This window comes from Sphingobium naphthae (assembly GCF_043589935.1).
Lineage (GTDB): Bacteria > Pseudomonadota > Alphaproteobacteria > Sphingomonadales > Sphingomonadaceae > Sphingobium > Sphingobium naphthae_A.
Map to the genome: position 1 here is coordinate 2,839,627 of NZ_CP171454.1, position 23,369 is coordinate 2,862,995.

At 66.5% G+C, this 23,369-nt stretch carries 19 protein-coding genes and 1 tRNA gene; 7 read left to right on the top strand and 13 right to left on the bottom strand.

Going from position 1 to position 23,369, the window contains the following annotated elements:
• Window positions 1–9: 9 nt before the first annotated feature.
• The 4 genes from ACGGKE_RS14095 to ACGGKE_RS14110 form a co-directional block, all read right to left on the bottom strand.
• Entirely contained in the window at window positions 10–3,204 is a 3,195-nt protein-coding gene (locus tag ACGGKE_RS14095; protein ID WP_394438786.1) for an efflux RND transporter permease subunit, read from the bottom strand.
• A 145-nt stretch (window positions 3,205–3,349) separates the two neighbouring features.
• The gene (locus ACGGKE_RS14100; protein ID WP_394438787.1) at window positions 3,350–4,612 is read right to left on the bottom strand and encodes an efflux RND transporter periplasmic adaptor subunit; all 1,263 of its coding nucleotides are present in this window, start codon (window positions 4,610–4,612) and stop codon (window positions 3,350–3,352) included.
• Window positions 4,609–5,022 (bottom strand): hypothetical protein, encoded by a 414-nt coding sequence (locus tag ACGGKE_RS14105; RefSeq protein ID WP_394438789.1) that lies wholly within the window; start codon window positions 5,020–5,022, stop codon window positions 4,609–4,611. The genes ACGGKE_RS14100 and ACGGKE_RS14105 overlap by 4 nt, the downstream gene beginning before the upstream one ends.
• Window positions 5,023–5,435: 413 nt before the next feature.
• Window positions 5,436–6,044 (bottom strand): TetR/AcrR family transcriptional regulator, encoded by a 609-nt coding sequence (locus ACGGKE_RS14110; RefSeq protein ID WP_394438791.1) that lies wholly within the window; start codon window positions 6,042–6,044, stop codon window positions 5,436–5,438.
• Window positions 6,045–6,245: 201 nt separating this feature from the next.
• Here ACGGKE_RS14110 and ACGGKE_RS14115 point away from each other — a divergent pair, with 201 nt between their 5' ends.
• Window positions 6,246–7,268: a LacI family DNA-binding transcriptional regulator gene (locus ACGGKE_RS14115; RefSeq protein WP_394438794.1), complete on the top strand. Its 1,023-nt coding sequence runs from the start codon at window positions 6,246–6,248 to the stop codon at window positions 7,266–7,268.
• 10 nt (window positions 7,269–7,278) lie between these two features.
• Here ACGGKE_RS14115 and ACGGKE_RS14120 read toward each other — a convergent pair whose 3' ends face one another.
• On the bottom strand, window positions 7,279–7,641 hold the full coding sequence (locus ACGGKE_RS14120) for a PilZ domain-containing protein (protein WP_394438796.1): 363 nt from the start codon (window positions 7,639–7,641) through the stop codon (window positions 7,279–7,281).
• Between the two features lie 262 nt (window positions 7,642–7,903).
• Here ACGGKE_RS14120 and ACGGKE_RS14125 point away from each other — a divergent pair, with 262 nt between their 5' ends.
• Both ACGGKE_RS14125 and ACGGKE_RS14130 read left to right on the top strand, forming a co-directional pair.
• Window positions 7,904–10,303 (top strand): membrane-bound PQQ-dependent dehydrogenase, glucose/quinate/shikimate family, encoded by a 2,400-nt coding sequence (locus ACGGKE_RS14125; RefSeq protein ID WP_394438798.1) that lies wholly within the window; start codon window positions 7,904–7,906, stop codon window positions 10,301–10,303.
• An 82-nt stretch (window positions 10,304–10,385) separates the two neighbouring features.
• Window positions 10,386–11,132, top strand: coding sequence for an SDR family NAD(P)-dependent oxidoreductase (locus tag ACGGKE_RS14130; RefSeq protein WP_394438800.1), 747 nt, complete (start codon window positions 10,386–10,388; stop codon window positions 11,130–11,132).
• A 55-nt stretch (window positions 11,133–11,187) separates the two neighbouring features.
• On the opposite strand, the gene ACGGKE_RS14135 is transcribed toward ACGGKE_RS14130, so the two are convergent.
• Window positions 11,188–11,406 carry a hypothetical protein gene (locus ACGGKE_RS14135; RefSeq protein WP_394438803.1) on the bottom strand — a complete coding sequence of 73 codons (219 nt, stop codon included), beginning with the start codon at window positions 11,404–11,406 and terminating at the stop codon, window positions 11,188–11,190.
• 238 nt (window positions 11,407–11,644) lie between these two features.
• A tRNA-Val gene (locus ACGGKE_RS14140) sits at window positions 11,645–11,719 on the bottom strand.
• Between the two features lie 129 nt (window positions 11,720–11,848).
• On the opposite strand from ACGGKE_RS14140, the gene ACGGKE_RS14145 reads away from it, so the two are divergent.
• Window positions 11,849–13,180 carry a dicarboxylate/amino acid:cation symporter gene (locus tag ACGGKE_RS14145; protein WP_394438805.1) on the top strand — a complete coding sequence of 444 codons (1,332 nt, stop codon included), beginning with the start codon at window positions 11,849–11,851 and terminating at the stop codon, window positions 13,178–13,180.
• A 7-nt stretch (window positions 13,181–13,187) separates the two neighbouring features.
• Here the strand turns inward: ACGGKE_RS14145 and cpdR are convergent, their stop codons facing one another.
• The gene (gene cpdR / locus ACGGKE_RS14150) at window positions 13,188–13,565 is read right to left on the bottom strand and encodes a cell cycle two-component system response regulator CpdR (protein ID WP_394438807.1); all 378 of its coding nucleotides are present in this window, start codon (window positions 13,563–13,565) and stop codon (window positions 13,188–13,190) included.
• Between the two features lie 144 nt (window positions 13,566–13,709).
• Here cpdR and ACGGKE_RS14155 point away from each other — a divergent pair, with 144 nt between their 5' ends.
• Window positions 13,710–14,603, top strand: a complete 894-nt coding sequence (locus ACGGKE_RS14155; protein WP_394438809.1) for an N-formylglutamate amidohydrolase — start codon at window positions 13,710–13,712, stop codon at window positions 14,601–14,603.
• On the opposite strand, the gene ACGGKE_RS14160 is transcribed toward ACGGKE_RS14155, so the two are convergent.
• From ACGGKE_RS14160 to ACGGKE_RS14170, 3 genes are all read right to left on the bottom strand, one after another.
• Complete coding sequence (locus tag ACGGKE_RS14160; RefSeq protein WP_394438811.1) at window positions 14,536–16,488, bottom strand: acyltransferase family protein; 1,953 nt, start codon at window positions 16,486–16,488, stop codon at window positions 14,536–14,538. The genes ACGGKE_RS14155 and ACGGKE_RS14160 overlap by 68 nt on opposite strands.
• 325 nt (window positions 16,489–16,813) lie before the next feature.
• The gene (locus ACGGKE_RS14165) at window positions 16,814–17,836 is read right to left on the bottom strand and encodes a class 1 fructose-bisphosphatase (protein WP_394438813.1); all 1,023 of its coding nucleotides are present in this window, start codon (window positions 17,834–17,836) and stop codon (window positions 16,814–16,816) included.
• 104 nt (window positions 17,837–17,940) lie between these two features.
• Window positions 17,941–18,849, bottom strand: a complete 909-nt coding sequence (locus ACGGKE_RS14170; RefSeq protein WP_394438815.1) for a tetratricopeptide repeat protein — start codon at window positions 18,847–18,849, stop codon at window positions 17,941–17,943.
• 130 nt (window positions 18,850–18,979) lie between these two features.
• Between ACGGKE_RS14170 and ACGGKE_RS14175 the strand changes: the two genes are divergently transcribed.
• Entirely contained in the window at window positions 18,980–19,765 is a 786-nt protein-coding gene (locus ACGGKE_RS14175; protein ID WP_394438817.1) for a TerC family protein, read from the top strand.
• A gap of 312 nt (window positions 19,766–20,077) precedes the next feature.
• Here ACGGKE_RS14175 and ACGGKE_RS14180 read toward each other — a convergent pair whose 3' ends face one another.
• Complete coding sequence (locus ACGGKE_RS14180; protein WP_394438819.1) at window positions 20,078–20,602, bottom strand: regulatory protein RecX; 525 nt, start codon at window positions 20,600–20,602, stop codon at window positions 20,078–20,080.
• A gap of 150 nt (window positions 20,603–20,752) precedes the next feature.
• On the opposite strand from ACGGKE_RS14180, the gene ACGGKE_RS14185 reads away from it, so the two are divergent.
• On the top strand, window positions 20,753–22,528 hold the full coding sequence (locus ACGGKE_RS14185) for a fatty acyl-AMP ligase (RefSeq protein ID WP_394438822.1): 1,776 nt from the start codon (window positions 20,753–20,755) through the stop codon (window positions 22,526–22,528).
• A gap of 27 nt (window positions 22,529–22,555) precedes the next feature.
• On the opposite strand, the gene ACGGKE_RS14190 is transcribed toward ACGGKE_RS14185, so the two are convergent.
• Complete coding sequence (locus ACGGKE_RS14190; protein WP_394438824.1) at window positions 22,556–23,317, bottom strand: ParA family protein; 762 nt, start codon at window positions 23,315–23,317, stop codon at window positions 22,556–22,558.
• Window positions 23,318–23,369: the final 52 nt, after the last annotated feature.

Below are 23,369 nucleotides of genomic sequence, written 5' to 3' on the forward strand. Positions count from 1 at the left end.
CGTTCGTCCTCATTCGGCCGGCTGCACGGCAGCATCGGCGCCATTGTCGCCGGCGCCACGCGGGCGACGGGCGAAGCGATCGCCCAGCGCGCGGCACACGACATAGAAGGTTGGGGTGAAGAGCAGGCCGAAGGCGGTGACCCCGGCCATGCCGAAGAAGACGGCCGTGCCCAGAGCCTGGCGCAGTTCCGCCCCCGCGCCGCTTGCGATCACCAGCGGCACCGCGCCCAGGATGAAGGCAAAGCTGGTCATCAGGATCGGGCGCAGGCGGGTCTGGGCCGCCTGGACCGCCGCCTCGATCGGCGATAATCCCTGTTCTTCCTCCGCCTGCTTGGCGAATTCGACCACCAGAATGGCGTTCTTCGCCGCCAGCGCGATCAGCACGACCAGGCCGATCTGCGTCAGGATATTATTGTCCATCCCGCGCAGGTTCACGCCCAGCATGGCCGCGAACAGGCACATCGGCACGATCAGGATGATCGACAGCGGCAGCGTCAGGCTTTCATATTGCGCCGCCAGCACCAGGAAGACGAAGAACACCGCCATGCCGAAGACCAGGCCGGCGGTATTGCCGGCGCTCTTCTGCTGATAGGCGACGCCGGTCCACTCCGCGCCATATCCCGACGGTGCTTCCGCCGCCAGCTTCTCCATCGTCATCAGCGACTGGCCGGAGGAATAGCCTGGCGCCGTGTCGCCGTCGATTTCCACCGCCGGCATCAGATTGTAGCGCACCACGCGATAGGGGCCGGTCTTGTCCTCGAAGGTCGCGACCGAACCGATCGGCACCATCTGGCCGCTATTCGACCGGGTCTTGAGATTGGCGATGTCCGCCACCGACCCGCGATGTTCGGCATCGGCCTGCGCGGTCACGCGATAGGTGCGGCCCAGCAGGTTGAAGTCGTTGACGAAGGCGGAGCCCAGATAGACCTGCATCGCTTCGAAGATGCGCTCGGGCGGGACGCCCAGCAGGTCGGCCTTGCGGCGGTCGACATCGGCATAGACGCGCGGCGTGCCGACGTCGAACAGGGTGTAGACCATCGACAGGCTGGGCGACTGGTTGGCCTTGGCGATCAGCGCGCCGGCCTCCTTGTTGAGCTCGGCATAGCCGCGCCCCTCCCGGTCCTCCAGCATCATGCGATAGCCGCCGGCCGAACCGATGCCCTGGATGAGCGGCGGCGGCACCAGCAGGATGCGCGCCTTGTCATAGCCCGCGACCGCCTTGTTCGCCTCGGCCATGATGCCGGCATAGGTCACGCCCTCTTTCTCGCGCTCGGCGAAGCTGTTGAAGGGGAAGTAGATCGCCGCGCTGTTGGGCGCCTGCGTCTGCGACGGGCCGTGGAAGCCGGCGAACATCACCGCGCCGCGCAGGCCCTTGATCGGCAGGATCTTCTCCGCGACCTCGCGCGTCACCTTGTCGGTGCGCTCCAGCGACGCGCCCGAAGGCAACTGGACCACGGCCAGGAAATAGCCCTGGTCCTGCGCCGGGATGAAGCCGCCGGGCGTCACCCAGAACAGGGCGATGGTGGCGGCGATCAGGCCGGCATAGGTCAGCAGCATCTTCTTGGGCCGCGCGACCAGGAAGCGGGTGAGCCGGCCATAGCTCGCGCTCATCCGGTCAAAGCCGCGATTGAACGCATCGGCCGCCGCGCCCAGCTTCTGCCGCCAGACCGGATCGCCGCTGCGATCGCGCGCACCGTGCTTTTCCTTTAGCAGCAGCGCGGCGGCCGCCGGCGACAAGGTGAGCGACAGGATCAGCGATATGACCGTCGCGGTCGAGATGGTGACCGCGAACTGCTGGTAGAAGGCGCCGGAAATGCCGGTGATGAACAGCGTCGGCACGAACACCGCGCACAGCACCAGCACGATCGCGATCAGCGCGGTCGACACCTCGTCCATCGACAGCCGCGCGGCGTCGAGCGGGGACATGCCATTCTCGATATTGCGCTCGACGTTCTCGACCACGACGATCGCGTCATCGACGACAATGCCGATGGCGAGCACCAGCCCGAACAGCGACAGATTGTTGAGGCTGTAGCCCAGCCCCGCCAGGATCGTCGCCGTGCCGATCAGCGACACGGGAATGGCGATGATCGGGATGATCGCCGCGCGCCAGTTTTGCAGGAAGACGAGGATGACGAGCACCACCAGCAGCACCGCTTCGATCAGCGTGTGGTAGACGGCGTCGATCGACTGGCTGATGAACTCGGTGGGATTGTAGATGATGCTATATTCCAGCCCCTTGGGAAAGCGCTGGGACAGTTGCTCCATCTCCGCCTTGATCTTTTCCGCCGCGTCGAGCGCATTGGAGCCGGGGCGCTGCATCGCCGCGATGACGACGGTGGGATTGTTCGACAGATAGGTGTTGATGCCATAATCCTGCGCGCCCAGTTCGACGCGCGCAACGTCGCGCACGCGCACCTGGCGCCCGTCGGCGTCGCTGCGGATGACGATGTCGGAAAATTGCTCGGGCGTCTTCAGCCGGCCCTGCATTTCGACGCCGATCTGGAAGGCTTCGCCCCGGTCATAGGGCGGCTGGCCGATCGAACCGGCCGACACCTGGACATTCTGCGCGCGCAGCGCGGAGACGATTTCGCCCGCGGTCAGGTCCAGCGCGGCGGCGCGATCGGGGTCGATCCAGACGCGCATCGCATAATCGCGCGCGCCGAACATCTGCACGTCGCCCACGCCATCTAGCCGTGCGAGCCGGTCGCGCACCTGGGTGAGCGCATAGTTGGAGATATAGTCCCGGTCGAACGTGCCGTCGGGCGACTGCAGGTTCACGACCATCAGGAATTCGGGCGTGGTCTTGCGGGTGACGACGCCCAGACGCTGCACTTCCTCGGGCAGGCGCGGCACGGCGACCGCGACGCGATTCTGCACCAGCACCTGCGCGGCATCCAGGTCGGTGCCGATCTTGAAGGTGACGGTGATCGTCACCTTGCCGTCGCCCGTCGACTGGCTGCTCTGGTATAGCATGTCGTCGACGCCGTTGATTTCCTGCTCGATCGGCGCGGCCACGGTCGATGCGACCGTTTCCGCCGAGGCGCCGGGATATTGGGCGGAGACCGTGACCGTGGGCGGCACGATGTCGGGATATTGGCTGACCGGCAGGCCGATGAAGGCCAGCGCGCCGACCACGGTGATGACCACCGCGATCACGGCGGCGAAGATCGGCCGGTCGATGAAGAAACGGGAAAGGCGCATCGGATCGTCCTTTGCGAGCGAAAGGGATGCCGCGCGATCCGGCAGCCGCCGGATCACGGGACGAGAGAATGTCGCGCTCCTGCGAAAGCAGAAGCCAGTTCAAAGGGCAGGTCCGGGCTCTCGCTTTTTCAGGAGCCCGGAGACCCTACTGCACGAACGTCGCCTGCGCCGCGGCGGGCGCCGCGCTGTCGACCGGGGTCACCGGCGCGGGGGTCGGCTTGATCGGGGTGGGCCGGGTCGCGACCTTGGCGCCGGGCATGGCCGCCTGGACATTGCTCACGACCACGCGGTCCTTGGGGTTCAGGCCGCTGCGGATGATGCGCAGTCCGTCCACCACCGGCCCCAGTTCCACGGGCTTGGCCGCGACGCTGTCATCCTTGCCCACGACCAGAACGGTCTTGCGCGCCTGGTCCGACTGGATGGCTGCGTCGGGCACCAGCAGCGCCGTCGCCTTGCCGCCATTGGCCAGGCGCATATTGCCGAACATGCCGGGGGTCAGGAAATTGTCGGGATTGGCGAAGACCGCGCGGATGCGGATCGTCCCCGACCGGGGGTCCAGGCCATTGTCGGTGAAGTCGAGCCGGCCCTTGTGGCGATAATCGGCTTCGTCCTGCAACCGCACCTCGACCAGGCCGCCGTCGGCCTGATCCCGTTGCGACTTGAGGTAAAGCGCTTCGGACGCGTCGAAGTTGAAGTAGATCGGGTCCAGCTTGTTGACCGTCGTCAGCAGGGTCGCGCCATTGCCTTGCGCCCCCGACACCAGATTGCCGATGTCGACCCGGCGATCGGACACCCGCCCGGAAATGGGCGCACGCACCTGAGTGAACTCGACGTCCAGCGCGCGGCTGCGTTCGCGCGCCTGGGCGCCCGCCAGTTCGGCCTGCGCCGCCTGTAGGCGCGATCGCAGCGCATCGACTTCGCTGCCCGACACCGCCTCGTCGCCGGTCAGGCGCTGGACGCGGGCATAGTCATTCTGCGCCAGCAGCAGCGCGCTGCGCGCCGATGCAACGCTTGCCCGCGCCTCGGCCAGCGCGGCGCGGAACGGGCGCTGGTCGATGGTGAAGAGCAATTGCCCCTGCCGCACATAGTCGCCGTCGCGGAAATGGATGGCGGTCACCGCGCCAGACACGCGCGGGCGGATTTCCACCGTCTGGCTGGGGGCGAAGCGGCCGACATAATCATCCCATTGGGTGACGGCGCGCTGCAACGGCGCGGAAATGCCGACCGTCGCGATTTGCGCTGCCTGCGCCTGCGCCTGCGGCTTGTCGATCAGTTTCCAGGCACCGCCCAGCACTGCGACCAGCGCGATGGCGGCGATGCCGCCATGGCGACGGGACCATCGGCGGCGCGGGCGGTGTGCGGGCGCGTCCTGCGCGCCGTCGGCGGTGACCTTGCTCATCTGGTTCATGCGAAACTCCGGCGTCCGCGGGCGTGGCGGCCCGCGCTGATGGTGGCGAGCAGCAGCTCGAGTTGGGCGGTGGAGAAGCCCGCCGCGCGAAAGGCGGCGAGCGCTGAAAGCGATACGGCATAGCCCCGGTGCCAGGCTTCGACAGCCAGGCGCCGCAACGCCTCCAGCCGCTCGCTGGCGAGCGTCAGGTTGGTTTCTTCGCCGAAGATCCAGCGCCGCAACCGCACGAAACGGCCCGGTCCGTTCAGCGACCGCAGGCCGTCGGTGCGCGCCAGCGCGACGATCCGCCATTCCTGCGCGGTAAATCCGGTTGCGATGGCCGGCGCGGAATCGGCCGGGGCGGGCGTGGTGGTGACGGCCGCCAGCGGGGCGGGCCCTGCCATGGGTTGAGTGAAGTCGAGGAAAGCCATGATCCGTGTTCCTTCCCTGTCTTGCGGCGCTGCCTCGCGCTGCCGGTGTTCGGCGGACGCGCGTCCTTACGCCCGGAATGACGCTGATGGCGTCTCGCGGCTTGCGCCCGAATTTTTGCGCAGACCATCCCGGCTGGCCGCGCGGCTGCGCGTCAGGGAGAAGGGCTGTGATGATGGAAACGGCGTGCCTCGGTTGCCCCGATGCGCGCCATCAAGCCGCTGTCAGCGACAGCGGTCGGCAGTGGAAATATCGTGCATGATTGACCTCCCCGGACATAGGCCCAGTTCCTTCTATACCGCTCGGTATATATTAACCGGACCTTGCTGGTCAAGAGCTATTCTGTACCGGCAGGTATTTTATTTCTCGCCCGCCGATTTCAAGGGGGGAGGATGCTACGGATGCGAAATAAAGTTCAGCGCCCGGGCCACATCGCCAGCGTGGTGTTGATCAGCGCCTCCAGCCGCTCGACCGGCACGCCCGCGCCCGCCTGCACCGCCATGCCCTGCATCACGGTGGACAGGTAGCAGGCGATCGCCTGCGGCTCGATATGGTCGGGCAGGTCGCCTTCCGCCCGGGCGCGCTCGAATCGCTCGATCAGCGCCCGGTCGGACGACGCGCGGCGCGCGAATATCTCGTCGCGAATGCATTCGGAATGGGCCGTGCCGCCGACCGAGCTGATGACGCCCATGCATCCCTTGGGATCGGTGCTGTTGGTCTGGATCGCCAGCGACCCGCGCAGCAGTCGTTCGGCGACTTCGCGCGACGTCGGCGCGTCCAGCGCGGACCGCACATAACAGAGCTTGTCGCGCTCATAGAGGTCGAGCGCCTTACGGAAGAGCGCTTCCTTGTTGCCGAAACAGGCGTAGAGGCTCGGCTTGGTGATGCCCATCGCTTCGGTCAGTTCGGCCAGCGACGCGCCTTCATAACCGCGCCGCCAGAACACCTGCAGCGCAGCCGACAGGGCTTGTTCGGGATCGAACTCCCGGGGCCGGCCCCTCCCGTTCTGCGTCATCGTTTCCATACCGATCGGTATATAGGTGGCATCGCCCGAAAGTCCAGCATGGCCGCTTTCCCGCCTCGACCCGGCGCGCGCGCAAACCCCGTGCACCTGTCGCTTTCGCTGTCGGTGTTCAGAGGGTGACGCGCCTTGCGGGAGGTGACAGGGCGGGCGGGGGGCAATAGCGTGGTTGCGCGAACCGAGGGGACAAGGGCGATGCGGGCAATGGACAGGATAGCGACCGGCGATCCGACGATCGGAGATGTGGCGGCGGCGGCGGGCGTCTCGATCCGCACGGTTTCGCGTGTCCTCAACGATTCCCCCAAGGTCAACGCCGCGACCCGCGACCGCGTCCGCGCCGCCATCGCGACGCTGGACTTTCGTCCCAGCCAGCGGGGCCGCGCCCTCGCCACCGGCCGCTCCTATCTGCTGGGCATCGTCCACAGCGATCGCAATGCGCTGGTGCTCGACAGCGTCCAGCGCGGCGTCGGGCGGGAAGCGACTCGGCGCGGTTATGAAGTGGTCAGCCATTCGGTCGCGCTGGAAACGGGGACCGACCCGGAGGCGGATGTTCTGGCCTTCGCGCGCCGCGCGCGCGTCGATGGCGTGATGCTGCTCCCGCCGGTCGCCGACCTTCCTGATCTCGCCCCCGCCCTGCGGGACGCTGGCGTGCCGGCGGTCGCGCTCTCCTCAGTGCCGATCGACGGCTATGGCGCCGTCATCCTGTCACAGGAGCGCCGGGCGGCGGCCGACGTGGCGGCGCATCTGCTGGCGCTGGGGCATCGGCGCATCGCGATGGTGACCGGCCCTGCCAACACCCGCTCCGCCGCGGAGCGGCGCGCCGGCTTCATCGAAGGCCTGGCCAGCGGCGGCGTGACGCTGATGGCGGAGCGGGAGGGCGATTATGGCCTCGCCTCGGGCCTGGCGGCCGGACGCAGTCTGCTGGCGGAGCGCGATCAGCCCAGCGCCATCTTCGCGGCGAACGACGTCATGGCCGCCGGCCTGCTCAAGGCGACGCATGAACAGGGAATCGGCGTTCCGGATCGTCTGTCGGTCGTTGGCTTCGACGGCAGCCTGCTCGCGGACATGCTGATCCCGTCGTTGACCACGGTCGAGCGGCCCTTCGGCGCCATGGCGGAAGGCGCCGCGCGCCTGCTCGCCGACCTGATAGAAGCCAGACCGCTCTCGCCGCTCGACATTCCGCCGCTCAGGCTGCGGATCGCCGAGTCGACTGGCTCCGTGCCTTAGGCGGGGTGCCTTAGCGGGTGGGCTCCAGGCGCAGCCGCGCGCCTTCGTTGATCATGTCCTCCAGCCGCGCTGCGCCATCGACATTGGCGCGGATCACTTGCCAGGGATCGACGCTCTGCGCGAAGCGCATGCCGCACAGGTCGCCGCGCGACCACATGATGCGCGCCTCCATGTCCAGATCCTTGGCCCGCAGCCGCACGGTGTTGCCGATGCGGAAGCCCAGCGGATGTTCCAGCAGGCAGCCGCCGGCCGATACGTCGCCGACGATCACCTTCCGGCACTCCTCGCCCTCCATCAGGTCCGCTTCGAACGCGGTGACGAAGCGCGGATGCCGCCGCCTGTCGAAGCGCGCTGCCAGGTCCGTGATTGTCATTGTCCAGCACCTCCAAAAATCGCCATGCGACATGTCTCAACAGGGACGAAGGACGTCGCTGACATCCCTCGATGGAAGAGTCCGATACTTGCACCCAATTCTTAACAACCGGTAACGCCTGATCGGACGCGCGGCGGATCGCCCGCGCCGCGCGCCAAAATTGTCCAGAGAAATCCCCATGAATTCCGCCGCCGAAAGGAACCCATCCGTCCCTGGTCGCTTCTGTGGGTAAACTCCCGCCAGACACAAAGGAGAAACAGTGATGGGCAGCACGGGTCCCGTTGCAAGGCGATCGATCGCGGCGATCATTCTGGGCGCCTTGATCGGCCTCATCGGCCTGGTGCTGTCGGTCGGCGGCGTCTGGCTGCTGGTGGAGGGCGGATCGGCCTATTATCTGGTCGCCGGCGTGGCCATGATCGTCGCCGGCGTGCTGCTGGCGCGCGGGCGGATGACGGGTGCATGGCTCTATGGTGCCATCTTCCTGGGCACGCTGTTCTGGGCCTTGTGGGAAGTGGGGTTAAGCCCGTGGGCACTGGTGCCGCGGCTGGTCGCTCCGCTGGTCCTGCTGATCGCCGTGATGCTGGTCATGCCCACCATGACGCGCCGCCCGGGCCGCTGGAAGCTGGCGGGGCTCGGCGTCGTGGCGACTCTTCTCATCGCGGGAATCTTCGGCTGGAGCATCGCGGGCAACTTCATTCCGCCAGTGCAGGGCAATCTGCCGGGCGAACGCTTCGCCATGGCGGATCCGTCGCTGGCGCAGGTGGGAGATGACTGGCCCGCTTATGGCGGCACCTACAGCGCGCGTCGCTATTCGCCGTTGGCGCAGATCACGCCGGACAATGTCGGCCAGTTGAAGCGTGCCTGGGCGATCCACACCGGCGACTTGCCCAGTTCGCCGGATGTGCGCAACACCTATGGCGCGGAAACCACGCCGCTCAAGATCGGCGACACTCTCTATCTCTGCACGCCCAAAAGCATGGTGCTGGCGCTCGACCCCACCACCGGCAAGCAGAAATGGCGTTTCGACCCCGGCGTCAAGGATGACGCCATTCCCTATACCGCCGCCTGTCGCGGCGTCAGCTATTATGCCGTGCCTGGCGCGGCGGCGGGCGCGCCCTGCGCGCAGCGGATCATTCTCGGCACGCTGGACGCCCGCATCATCGCGCTCGACGCGCGCACCGGGCGGCAGTGCCGCGACTTTGGCCGCAATGGCCAGCTGCGCATCACCGACGGCATGGGGCAGGTGCGGCCCGGCTATGTCTCGATCAACTCGCCGCCCACCATCGTGCGCGGCGTCATTGTGACCGGGCATCAGGTGCTCGACGGGCAGGATCGCTGGGCCCCCTCGGGCGTGATCCAGGCCTATGACGCGGTCACTGGTGAAATGCGCTGGGCGTGGGACATGATGCACCCCGAACGCAGCGGCCCGCCGCCCGCAGGCCAGACCTATGCGCGCGGCACGCCCAATATGTGGACGATCGCGTCGGGCGACGAGCAACTGGGCCTCGTCTACCTGCCGATGGGCAATGCCGCGGCCGATTATTACAGCGGCCTGCGGCGGCCGCAGGAAAACCGCTATGCCACTTCGCTGGTCGCGATTGACGTCGTGACGGGCAAGCCGCGCTGGAGCTTCCAGGCGGTGGAAAAGGATGTATGGGATTATGACTTTGGCGCCCAGGCGACGCTGGTCGATTTCCCGACGCCCCAGGGCGCGGTGCCCGCAATGGTCCTGCCCAGCAAGCAGGGCGACATCTATGTGCTCGACCGCCGTACCGGCCAGCCGCTGACCCCGATCGGCCGGATCAAGGCGCCGGGCGGGGGCGTCGAGCCGCAGGAGCGCGCCGCCACCCAGCGCGTCTCTCTTTACCACAATCTGCGAAAGCCCGACCTGACGGAGCGGGACATGTGGGGCATGTCGCCGATCGACCAGATGATTTGCCGCATCCAGTTCCGCAAGGCGAGCTACAAGGGCTTCTTCACGCCGCCCGAAGCCGATCGCCGATCGATCGAATATCCCGGCTATAATGGCGGAACCGACTGGGGCGGCATTGCGATCGACCCCGCGCGCGGGGTGATCGTCGCCAACTATAACGACATGCCCAATTATGTGCGGCTTGTGCCGCGGGCGGAAGCCAATGAACGCGGCTGGGCGCCCCGCGACCAGGCGCGTGGCAATATCGGCGGCGCGGAAGGGGCGGGCGATCCGCAGGCGCACACGCCCTATGCGATCGACGTCAATGCCGGCTGGCGGATGAAGTTCACCGGGATGCTGTGCAAGCAGCCGCCCTATGGCGGCATCCGCGCGATCGACCTGGCGACCGGGCGCACCCTGTGGGACCGGCCGTTCGGCACGGCGCGCACCAACGGGCCCTTCGGCATTCCATCGATGCTGCCGCTGACCATCGGCACGCCCAATAATGGCGGGGCGGTGGTGACCAAGAGCGGCCTCATCTTCATCGCCGCCGCGACCGACAATCTGATCCGCGCCATTGACCTGCGCACCGGCAAGACGCTATGGACCGACGTGCTGCCGGGCGGCGGACAGGCGACGCCGATGACCTACAGCCAGAATGGCAAGCAATATCTGGTCATCATGGCGGGCGGCCATCACTTCATGGAAACGCCGGTCAGCGACCAGCTAGTCGCCTATGCGCTGCCCTGACCGGTTGTCTCCCGCGCGCCGCTAAGCCACATAGGCGCAACGATGCGCGGGGGCTGGCCCGCTTTGCCGACAAGGAGACAGCATGACCGACCGGACCGTCCTCATCACTGGAGCCACCGCGGGCATTGGCGAAGCGGCGGCGCGCGCCTTCGCCGCGGCGGGATGGCGGGTGATCGGCACGGGCCGGCGCGCGGATCGGCTGCAGGCGCTGGTCGCGGACATTGGACCGCAGATGCATGCGCTGGCCTTCGACATGCGCGACGGAGCGGCGATCGACAGCGCGCTCGCGTCGTTGCCATCGCAGTTTCAGGCAATCGACTTGCTGATCAATAATGCTGGCCTGGCGCTCGGCACCGCGCCGGCGCATCAGGCGGATCTGGCGCAATGGCAGCAGATGATCGACACCAATATCAGCGGCCTCATCGCCATCACGCACAAGCTGCTGCCGCGCTTGGTCGAGCGGAAAGGGGCGATCATCAATCTGAGCTCGGTCGCCGCCACCTATCCCTATAGCGGCGGCAATGTCTATGGCGGGACCAAGGCGTTCGTGCAGCAATTCTCGCTCGGCCTGCGCTCCGACCTGCATGGGACAGGCGTGCGCGTCACCTCGATCGAACCGGGCATGGTCGAAACCGAATTTACCCTGGTCCGCACCGGCAGCCAGGCGGCATCGGACGCGCTCTATGGCGGCGCTCAGCCCATGACCGCGCAGGACATCGCGCAGACCCTGCTCTGGGTCGCAAGCCAGCCGCCGCATCTCAACATCAATCGCCTCGAACTGATGCCGGTCACGCAATCCTTCGCCGGATTCCAGGTCGCGCGCGGCTGAGAGCGCAAGCAGGGGCAGGCCAAGGGCAGGGCGCTTCAGCCCGGTCCGCCACCTGTCAGGCGCAAAGCCCTTCGGCTTCCTCGACCTGCAAGGGCTCCTGCTCCGGGGGCACCAGCTGCGGCCTGCCATGCGTCAGATGCGTGCCCGTGACGTTCAGCGCCTGGACATAGAATTCCCACCATTGCAAGCTCATCCGCCACGGCATCTGCCAAGCATAGAAAAGTTGCGTCCAGGCATCCTCCGGGGGCTGGCTGTCGGTCTCCAAAATGGTCATGCGTCGCCTCCTTCTGAGTCGCGATCCTATCATGATCCGTCGATCGACGCTGCTTTGCGATACGGGATGGGAAGCGATATTCGCGAAGGAGGCGCGGTGCCCTGCTTATGGCAAGGGATATAATAGCCTCAGATTTCCACCCGAAGGCGTAATGGCGTGAAAAGCGCACGGCCGGGTCGACGATCGGCCGCGCCACAATAAAAACCCCGCCAGGTCGATGACCTGCCGGGGTTTTCAATGGTGGGCGTGGCAAGGATTGAACTTGCGACCCCTGCGATGTCAACACAGTGCTCTACCACTGAGCTACACGCCCGCCGTGGAGGGGGCCAATAGCGGGGGGCGTCGGGGCACGCAAGCGGTTATTTGCCGTGCGCACACATTCTTCTGGACAGGGGAGGGGCGGCCCATATGCTGCGGCGCATAAGGGGGACGCCACATCATCATGCTGCCATCGCCATCCTCGCCGATCCAGACGGCGCCGCGGCTGCCATTCCATCGTCAGCTCTATGTCCAGGTGCTCGCCGCCATCGCGCTGGGCGTGCTGATCGGTCATTTCTGGCCGGAAGCGGGCGTGCAGCTCAAGCCGCTGGGGGAAGCCTTCATCAAGCTGGTGAAGATGATCATCGCCCCGGTCATTTTCCTGACCATCGTCACCGGGATCGCGGGCATGAAGGAACTGGGCGCGATCGGCCGGGTGGCGGCCAAGGCGTTCGGCTATTTCCTGACCTTTTCCACGCTGGCGCTGATCGTCGGGCTGATCGTCGCCAACCTGATCCAGCCGGGCGCGGGCCTCAACATCGATCCCGCAACGCTCGATGCGGGCAAAGTGGCGGATTATGCGCATCAGGCGCATGAGCGAACGCTCACCGGCTTTCTGATGAGCATCATCCCGGCGACCATGGTGTCGGCGGTGGCGGACGGCAACATCCTGCAGGTGCTGTTCGTCGCCATCTTGTTCGGCATCGCCCTCACCATGATCGGCGACAAGGCTACGCCGCTGATGACCGTGCTGGGATCGGCCAGCCATGCGGTGTTCAAGCTGGTCGCCTTGCTCATGAAGGCGGCGCCGATCGGCGCCTTCGGCGCGATGGCGTTCACCATCGGCGAATATGGGGTGGGCGCGCTTGCCAATCTGGCCGGACTGGTCGCGACCTTCTACCTGACGTCGCTGCTGTTCGTGCTGGTGGTGCTCGGCACGGTGTGCTGGGCCGTCGGGTTCAACATCCTGCACCTGATCCGCTATCTGAAGGCGGAATTGCTGCTGGTGCTGGGCACATCCTCGTCCGAAGCGGCGCTGCCGAGCCTGATCGAGAAGATGGAGCGGGCAGGGTGTCGCAAGTCGGTCGTCGGGTTGGTCGTGCCGACCGGCTACAGCTTCAACCTCGACGGCACCAACATCTACATGACGCTGGCGGCGCTCTTCATCGCGCAGGCGTGCAACGTGCATATCAGCCTGGAAGAACAGATTCTGCTGCTGCTGGTCGCGATGGTCTCGTCCAAGGGCGCGGCCGGGGTGACGGGCGCGGGGTTCATCACGCTGGCTGCGACGCTGTCGATCGTGCCGTCGGTGCCGGTCGCGGGCATGACGCTGATCCTGGGCGTCGATCGCTTCATGAGCGAATGCCGCAGCCTCACAAACTTCGTCGGCAATGCCGTCGCGACGGTGGTCGTGTCTGCGTGGGAGAAGGGGCTGGACCGCGAACGGTTCAACGCGGCGATGGCGGGTATCGCGCTCGATCCGACGCCGGACATGGAGGAAGTGGTGCCCGACTGACGCGCGTTCAGTTGAGGCCGGTCAGGCTTTCGCTGCCGAACATGCGCTCGACCTCCAGCACCAGGTCGCGCAGGTGGAACGGTTTGGAAAGCACCTTCGCCTGCGGCACCGCCTTGCCGGCCTTGAGCGTCACCGCCGCGAAGCCGGTGATGAACATGATGCGCATTTCAGGCGCAACCTGCGCGGCGTGCTGAGCCAGTTCGATACCGTCCATTTCCGGCATGACGATGTCCGTCAGCAGCAGGTCGAATCGGTCCGAATTGATATAAGGTACGGCCTGCGTCCCCGTGGACACGGCGACGACCTCATATCCCGATCGTTCCAGAGCGCGGGCGAGATAGACGCGCATGCTCTCATCATCTTCGGCCAGTAGGATGCGAATCATTGCCCTCAACATTCGTCCGTCCGGCAGCTAAGCCGGCTTGCACGCCGCCACTGGGGTGGCGCGAAGCCTGCTTATATGCGACAAGGTGTAGATATTATCCAGCCGGGTAACCAATTTCGCGGGGGGCCGGCGAAAGGAGCCGCCTTGAACGACGAAGCGCTGCCCACTCCCTGCTTGCGTGAAGCGGCCTTCGACCTTTTCGGCGCGGAATTGCCAGGCCGGCCCGTCATCCTGTCGGTTCCTCATGCGGGCCGCGACTATCCCGATGCCTTGCTGGCCGCCGCGCGCGTGCGCCCTGCCCAGTTGCGGCGGCTGGAGGATCGCTGGGTCGATCTGCTCGCCCGTCCTTTGATCGCGCGCGGCTTCTGCGTGCTTGTCGCGCGCGCGCCGCGGGCGATGATCGACCTCAACCGCCATGAGCGGGAGGTTGATCCCGGCATGATCGCCGACGCGCCGCGCGATGCCGCCTGGCACAGCAGTGCGAAGCTGCGCGGCGGCCTTGGCCTCTTTCCCCGGCGCATGCCGGGCGCCAGCGAATTGTGGCAGCGGCCGCTCTGCTGGGCGGAGGCGCGCGAGCGGATCGAGACGCTGCATCGCCCCTATCACGCCGCGATCGCGCATAGGATGCGCGCGGCGCGGGACGCGCATGGCCACGCCATCCTGATCGACCTTCATTCCATGCCGCCTTTGCCGCCTGCAGGCGCCGGGCAGGCGCCGCCGGGCGTCGTCCTTGGCGACAGGTTCGGCCGCAGCGCATCGACCCAATTGATGGCGCTCGCCGCGGAAATCGTCGAAAGTCACGGCGTGAGCGTGGCGCAGAACCATCCCTATGCCGGCGACCATCTGATCGAGCGGCACGGGAACCCCGACAGGGGGCTGCATGCGCTGCAGGTCGAGATCGACCGCCGCCTCTATCTCGATGCGGCGCTGGAACAGCCCGGGCCGGGCGTGGCGCGGATGCAGGCGGTGGTCACCGATCTGGCCGAGGCGCTGGCGGTGGAATTGCCGCGCGCCGGCTATGCGATGGCGGCGGAATAGGGAAGCGCCCGTAGCGCACGACCCGTGTCGCCCCCGCGACGCTCAGATGATGGGAATCGAAATAGAGCGGCTTGCCGTCCGCTGTGATGGCGCAGGTGCCCGCAGCGCAGAGCGCGCGGAGCGGGTCGATCAGCGTGACGCCTCGGTCCTGCCAGCGCGCGAAGAGAGCGCGCAGATGCGGCGTGCGCGCCTCGACCCAGGCGCGGCTGACGCCTTGCGCCTGGTCCAGCCGTCCGGCGCGCGCCAGATGCGCGAGATGGCGGGGAACGTCGAAGGGCTGCGGCGGCACCGGTCCGATCAGGACCACATCGCGTCGCTCGTCACGGATGGCGGCGATCGTCCGGTCGAGCCGGGCGACGAAATCGGGCGCGTCGAAGTCGCCATTGGCCCAGAAGGCGCTGAGATAGACGCGGCGGATGCGCGGGTCGGCGCGCAGGGCGGCGAAGGCCGCCCGGTTGGCGGCCGCGCAGCGGGGATCTGTCGCCTCATAGGCCAGGACAGGCGGGCAGCTTGAGGTGGTGCGCTGGATGAGGGCGCGGCCCTGCGCCCTCGCCTCCAGCGACAGTGCATAGGCCAGTTCCACGCCATGGCTGTCGGCCCACAGCATGGCGTCAGCGCGCACGGGCGCGCCCAAGGTGCAGGGCGCAGCATCGCGCATGAAGCTGTCATGGCAGCGGTGGCGCATCGGGCTGAAGTCCCGCTGCCCCGCCATCTGTGCCAGCACCGGCGCGGAGAAGCGCGTGGGCCAGCCACCCAGCGCCATCAGCGCGAGCGAGGCGAGGCAGAGCAGGGTCATGGCGGCGGCGGTGAAGCGGAATATGGCGCGGGCTGGCACGCGGTTGCGGTTGCGGAACGGCCGCTCGACCAGGCGCCAGGAGAGATAGGCGAGGAGGAAGGCGACAGCGATCACGACAAGTCGCAGCGCGCCGGACAGCGGCGCGTCGGTCGCATATTCGGTGAAGACGATCAGCGGCCAGTGCCAGAGATAGAGCGAGTAGGAGACGAGGCCGATGCCGACCAGCAAGGGCTGCGACAGGACGCGGCCGATGCGGGTGCCGGGGGCGGCATGAAGCAGCGCCGCCGCGCCGAGCACGGGGGGAAGGGCGGTGACGCCGGGGAAGATGGTGGCGCGATCATAGAGGAACACGGGCAGGGCGATGGCGATCAGGCCGATCGCGGCGACCCCTTCCCGAAGCCAGCGCCGCCGCAGCGCCGGCACCGCGCCGAGCGCCAGCAGCCCGCCCGCGAACAATTCCCAGGCGCGGGTGGGCAGCAGATAGAAGGTGAAGCCGCTGGTGTCGCGTTCCATCCCTATGGCCAGCAGCAGCGAGGCGGCGGCCATGCCCCATAGCGTGGCGGTGCGCCAGCGCGGGGCATGGCGCGCGAGCAGCATCAGCAGGATGGGAAAGCCGATATAAAATTGCTCCTCCACCGCCAGCGACCATGTGTGGAGCAGCGGCTTCACGTCCGCGCCACCGGCGAAATAGCCGGTGTCGGTGAAGAACCAGAGATTGGACGCGAACAGCGTCGCCGCCAGCGCCGAGCGCGGTACGCCTTCCAGATCGCCGGGAAGATAGAGCCAGGCGGCAAGCGCCAGCGTGACCAGGATCATCAAGGCAAGCGCCGGGATGATCCGGCGAAAGCGCCGCTCGTAGAAGCGGATGAGGGAGAAGCGCCCCTGATCGATGTCGCGGGAGAGGATGCCGGTGATCAGAAAGCCGGATATGACGAAGAAAATGTCGACGCCCACATACCCTCCCGAAAAGCCGGGAACATGGGCATGGAACAGAAGGACCGGCAGGATGGCGAGGGCGCGCAGGCCGTCGATGTCGCGTCGGTAGCGATGCGGATGGTCGATCGCCGCCATGGGTGCTGGTCCGTGCATGGATCCCCCTTACCCGCAAAGCCCTGCCAATTGCTTTCGCCAGGAGCGACGATTGCGTCCGGTGCAACCGGCCTTCTGCTCTTCGCATTTGCGCGAAAATGCCCGCTGCGCCAAAAGGGCTGTGCCTTTCAGGCATCCTCTCCTAAAAACTTTCGGCTGATCTTCGGATCAGCCTTTTTTTTGTCACCTCGCTGGGCTAAGCGAATCCCGCTCATGCTGCGCCAATAAAACAGTTTCTGGAGAGGAGCCGCCGGTAGGACCGGCAGGCGTGGCATGGCTGGGGGATGGAGCGCTCTGATCAGCGCTCTCCCCCATCATTTTCCCCTTAGTCGACCAGAGCCTCGGTTTTCCGGCCATAGGCGACCACCGCTTCGACCTCGGCCGTGTCGCCGAGCACCACGCCCACGCGCTGGTGCAGCCCGTTGGCCGGCACGTCCATGATGGGCATGAAGCCGTCACTGGCCGCGCCGCCGGCCTGTTCGATCAGGAACGCCATCGGATTGGCTTCATACATCAGGCGCAGCTTCGCCTTGCCGGGCGAGCGATGATCATAGGGATACATGAAGATGCCGCCCCGTTTCAGGATGCGATGCACGTCGGCCACCATGGAGGCGGTCCAGCGCATGTTGTAATCCTTGCCGCACGGTCCCTTGGCCCCCGTGACCCGTTCGTCGATATAGCGTTCGACGGCTGGCGACCATTGGCGGCGGTTGGACATGTTGATCGCAAATTCGCATTTACCCTGGGGCATCTTCATGTCCGGGTCCGTCATGACCCAGCTGCCCACTTCCCGGTCGAGCGTGAATTCATAGACGCCGGTGCCCACGCTCAGCACCAGCAGCGTCTGCGGGCCGTAAATGGCGTAACCAGCGGCGACCTGGTTGCGGCCGGTCTGGAGGAAATCCTCCTCCGTCACGTCGCGCCCGGCGCAATCCTCGGGCGCCTTGAGCACCGAGAAGATGGTGCCGACCGACAGGTCGACATCGATATTGCTCGACCCGTCGATCGGATCGAACAGCATCAGATATTCGCCCTTGGGATAGCGGTTGGGGATGGGGTAGATGGTCTCCATCTCCTCCGAGGCCATGGCCGCCAGATGGCCGCCCCATTCATTGGCGTCGAGCAGCAGTTCGTTGGCGATCACGTCCAGCTTCTTCTGGACCTCGCCCTGGACATTTTCGCTGTCGAGGCTGCCCAAGACTTCGCCGAGTGCGCCCTTGCTGACGGCGTGGCTGATCACCTTGCAGGCGCGGGCGACGGTTTCGATCAGAAGCCGCAACTCGCCGGGCAGGGCGTTCGCATTGCGCTGTTGTTCGATCAGGAAACGCGTGAGAGTGGTTCTGGTCATAAGCCCGCCTCTGGCAAGGGGTGGAGGATATGGCGTTCGAGCCCGCCGCGATGCGCGGACGGGCTGTCGCTACGGCAGCCCGTCCGGCAAGTCCAGCGCAAGCGTCACTGCATGGCCGCGCGCGCCCGCGCGTCGTCGCGCCCGATGGTGAGGTCGCGCATGCGGGCGATATCCTCGTCCGCCTTGCCGGCCTGCGCATAAAGACGGCCGGCCGCCGCATAATCGCCGTCGCGCTCGGCGCACATGCCAAGGTTGAAGAGCAGCGCGGGGTGTCCCGGCAGGCTCTGGTTCATGCCCGCCCACTGAGTGCAGGCCGCGGCGGGATCACGCTGCGACAGGCGAATGCTGTCCTTGAACGCCTGCGCCATCGCCTTGTCCATGCCCTCGCGCCCTTCGCGCAGGCGGATGCGGTAGCGATCGTGGCGCGGGACGATGTCGTCGGCGAAGCGGTCGGCCGCCTTGCGCACCATCTTGTCGATGACGTCGCGGGGATCGCGATCCTGCTTGTCGCCGCGGCAGGTGATGATCGTCTCGCTCTGCGGCCGGGTCTCGGTATAGAGAATGCGGCCGTCGCTGGCGCTCGCAACGCGCAGGGTGGAGGAGAAGGCCACCAGTTCCTGCAGGCAGGTCGCCTCCACCTTCTCCTTCTTCTTGCAGGCTCCGTCCTGTTTTTCGACGCATTGCTCGACCTTGCGCTTGACGTCGCTCTTGCGGATGCTGGCGTCGGCCATGCCGCTGACGATGGCGTCGGCATCGGGGCCGCCGCGCGACAGGGCGATCAGGTCGAAATGGGGGCGGCCGTCGGGACCGCGCCGGCCCAGCTGCTGTTCGATGGCGAGCGAGAGGGCCATGCCGTCACGCCCGCCGATCCGGTCGATGCCGATGCTGCGCGCCAGGCTGACGTCGCGAAAGGGCGCGGGAAATTGACCGTCCACGTCGAATACCTCGGCGCCAGCGGGCGCATGGATGGACAGAGCGAGGCCGAGCCCCGCCAGCAACGACGTGAAACGCATGGAATATCCCCCCGGATGATGGCGCGACAGCATTATAAAGTCGGCCGCGCGGCATCAAGCAGCAACAAAGGAACGATAGCCTGTGCGCGCCGTTTCGATACGTTGCCAAAGCGAAACGTTGGGGAGAATCATGGACAGTCTCATCGTCGCCTTCACCGATCCGACCGCCCTGGCTGCGCTGATCGCGCTGGTGGTGATGGAAGTGGTGCTGGGGATCGACAATCTCGTCTTCATTTCCATCCTGACCAACAAGCTGCCCGAAGCGCAGCGGCCCAAGGCGCGCCGGATCGGCATCGGCCTGGCGCTGGCGATGCGACTGGTGCTGCTGTCGATGATCGCGTGGATCGTCAGCCTCACTCAGCCAGTGTTCGACCTGGGGGTGAATGGACCGCTCGACATGCATGGCGCGCCGACGTTCGAAACCGAATTTTCCTGGCGGGACATGATCCTGATCGCGGGCGGCCTGTTCCTGATCTGGAAGGCGACCAAGGAAATCCACCATAATGTCGATCCGCATGGCGGCAATGATGTGCTGGACAAGAAAGGCGCGGTCGCCATGAGCTTTGGCAGCGCCATCGCGCAGATCATCCTGCTCGACATGATCTTCTCGCTCGATTCGATCCTGACGGCAGTAGGGATGACCGATAACCTGGCGGTCATGTATATCGCTGTCATCGTCGCGGTCACGGTGATGCTGATCGCAGCCGACCCGCTGGCGAACTTCATCGCGCGCAATCCGACCGTGGTGATGCTGGCGCTGGGCTTCCTGCTGATGATCGGCGCTGTGCTGATCGCCGACGGGTTCGGCGTGCATGTGCCCAAGGGCTATATCTACGCCGCCATGGCCTTTTCCACGCTGGTGGAGGTGCTCAACATCTTTGCGCGGCGGGCGAAGCTGCGCAAGGGGGAGGGCTGACGCAGCGCCCTGGCGAAGCGTGCCGGGGTGCGGCCGAAGTTCACAGTGTCGTCGGGCTTTTCGGGCCTGAGGCGACCGGAACGCGCCCGCTTGGCGACCGCGACGCGACAGGTACGCGACAGGGCCTCGACCAGGGAAAGAGGCGATCGGAAGGGGCGCGCGCGGCTGCATCGATCAGGATAGATCAGAGAATATCCTACATTGGAAGGCGGTCTGCGCGCGCGTGCATGGAACGGGACGGGAAGCGGGTACCGGCTCAGGGCCGGGATGACGGAGCGAGGTGGGCGGCTCGTCGCGCTCGCACGGCGCGCGTCATTCTTCCTCTTCGACCGCCTCGCCGGGAGCGGCGTCGACCCAGCGGCGGGCAAGGGCGTAGGCGTGGCCGGCGCGCAGGAAGGCGGCGATCGCCTTGTCCCGCTGTTTGGGATCGAGCGGGGCGGCGGCATAGGGGCCGATGCGCTTGCGCCGGGCGAAGCGATCGGCGGCGGCCCAGGCGTCGCGCGCGGTCTGGGCGTCGGCCTGCTGGCGGTCTTCTTCCGCAATGCCGGCGGCGCGCAGCGCTTCGCCGACGCGGCGCGCGCCATAGCCGCGGCGCGCGAGCGACGCGCTCTTCATGACGGCATAGCTCGCATCGTCGATATAATCGAGGTCGGCGAAGCGATCGACCAGCGCCTGCGGATCAGCCGGTCGCTCGCCGGACCAGCCGCGTTCGCGCAGCTTGCGGTTGAGATAGGCCAGCAGCTTGCCCCGGCTGGTGGCGAAGCGCGCGACATGGCGCAGCGCCAGATCGCGCAACGCATCCTCGTCCAGGGGCTTGGGGGGGCGTTTTGCCGTCATATCCTGTCCAGCATGGCCCAAGCGCCATGTTTATGCCACAGTCGGGCCGGAATTTTACCGCGCCTTGTCGGCTAGAAAGCAAGGCTGGAATGCAACTATCCGGTGCAAGCGACGGCCAAAGCTGCTAGCGGCCGCGCTTTCACGCTTCTTATGACATTGGGTGAAACCAATATGACGGGTTCGCAAGAGATGATGGCACCGACGCCGACCACTGACGATCTGCCGCGCCGCTTCTCCGATTTCGGGACGCTGGGCGAGGCGCTGGACTATGCGGCGCAGGGTAAGCGGGGCCTGAATTTCCACGACGCGCGGGGCAATCTGGCGCGGCCCTATCCCTTCAGCGAATTGCGCGCGGACGCGATCGCCTGCGCCCACCGGCTGATCGGCCATGGCGTCAAGCCGCAGGACCGGGTCGCGCTGGTGGCGGAAACCGGCGCGGACTTCGCGCAGCTTTTCTTCGGCATCGTCTATGCCGGCGCCTGGCCGGTGCCGCTGCCGCTGCCCACCAGCTTTGGCGGCAAGGAAAGCTATATTGACCAGCTCAATGTCCAGCTGACCAGCTGCGACCCGATGCTGTTCCTCTTTCCCAAGGAACTGGAGGATATGGCGGGCGAGGCCGGGCGGCAGAAAAGCGTCGAGAGCATCGCGTTCGAGGATTTCATCGCCCGCGACGCGACCCCGTGCGACTTGCCGCAGGCGCAGCCCGAAGAGATCGCCTATCTGCAATATTCGAGCGGTTCGACCCGCTTCCCCCATGGCGTCGCGGTGACGCACCATGCGCTGCTGAGCAACCTGTCGGCGCACAGCCATGGCATGCAGGTGCAGGAGAGCGACCGCTGCATCAGCTGGCTGCCCTGGTATCATGACATGGGCCTGGTCGGCTGCTTCCTGTCGGTCGTCGCCAACCAGGTGTCGACCGATTACATGAAGACCGAGGATTTCGCGCGCCGGCCGCTCGCCTGGCTGGACCTGATCAGCCGCAACGAGGGCACGTCGATCAGCTATTCGCCGACCTTCGGCTACGACATCTGCGCGCGGCGCATGTCGAGCCAGACCAAGGCGCAGGATCGGTTCGACCTGTCCCGTTGGAGGCTCGCGGGCAATGGCGCGGACATGATCCGCCCCGATGTGATGCAGAGTTTCGTCGACGCCTTTGCCGATGCGGGCTTCAGCCCCAAGGCCTTCCTGCCGAGCTATGGCCTGGCCGAAGCGACGCTGGCCGTCACCATCATGCCACCGGGCGAGGGGATCATCGTCGAGCTGGTCGAGGAAACCGACCTGTCGGGCGGCGACGCGCCCGAGGGCCGGCCGCAGCGTTTCCGTTCCATCGTCAATTGCGGCAAGCCGGCCAAGGACATGGTCGTCGAGATCCGCGACGAGGATGGCGGCCTGATGAACGAGCGGCAGATCGGCAAGGTGTGGACCACGGGCCCCAGCCTGATGGTCGGCTATTTCCGCGACGAGGCGGCGACGGCGGCCTGCATGGCCGCCGATTCAACGAACCGCATATGGCTCGATACCGGCGACATGGGCTATCTTTCCGATGGCTATCTCTACATCGTCGGCCGCGCCAAGGACATGATCATCATCAACGGCAAGAATCACTGGCCGCAGGATATCGAATGGGCGGTCGAGCAGCTGCCCGGTTTCAAGCAGGGCGACATCGCCGCCTTCGCGATCACGACGCCAGGCGGCGAGGAAGCGCCCGCGGTGCTGGTCCATTGCCGCACGTCCGACAATGAGGAGCGCTCGCGGCTGCGCGACCAGATCCGCGAGCGGGTGCGGGCGATCACCGGCATGAACTGTGTCGTGGAGCTGGTGCCGCCGCGCACGCTGCCGCGCACCAGTTCGGGCAAGCTCAGCCGGTCCAAGGCGCGCAACCTGTATCTGACCGGCGAGATCCGTCCCTACGACATCGCCGCCTGACCCGTTGCCCAGGACCGGCCGCGCGTCCTAGCGCGCGCCCAGTTGCCGTTCCACCTGGGTCCAGAGCGTCGAGAAGGCCTGGGCCGGGGGCGAATGGGGCGCGAAGGCGCCGAGCGGCTTGCGGCGGACCGTCATCTGTTCGACCGTGCTGGCCATCGGGATGGCGGGCCAGCCGGTCTGGCTTTCCAGCGCCGCCCGGTGCAGGCTGCGGCGGCGGTCGACCATCGAATAGACCGGCAGGATCGGCGCATGGGCGCCGCCGCGCTGCACCAGATAGCGCGCGACTTCCCCCATCGCCCGCTGCGACAGGGGCGAGGGGATGACCGGGATGACGATGATGTCGGCGGCGCGCAGCACCTGTTCGCTGGTTTCGGTGAGGCCGGGCGGGCAATCGAGGATGATGCGGTCATAATCGCGGCCCAGCGTTTCGATCAGCCTGGCGAGCCGCTTCTTCTTGTCCATCTCGCGGAAGAGATGATCCAGCCCGCGCAGCGAGGTGTCGGCGGCGATGAGGTCCAGCCCCGGCACGGTGGAGGGCTGGATCAGCTTGCGCACCTCCACATCCTTGCTGAAGATCGCCTGCGCCGCGTCGCGGCTGCTATGGTCGGTCGAGAGCAGCCAGCTGGACGCCGCCTGCGGATCGAGATCCCAGAGCAGGGTGCGGCGTTTCGAGATGCACGCCGACGCCCAGGCAAGGTTGATCGCGAAGGTGGTTTTGCCCACGCCCCCCTTGAGACTGTAGACGGCGATGGTCGCCAGGGCCCGGTTCTGTGCGCTGTCCTTTGCCATGGGGCGGAAGCTACGGCTTCCTTGCGCCAAAGCAAGGACTGAAATGCCCGAG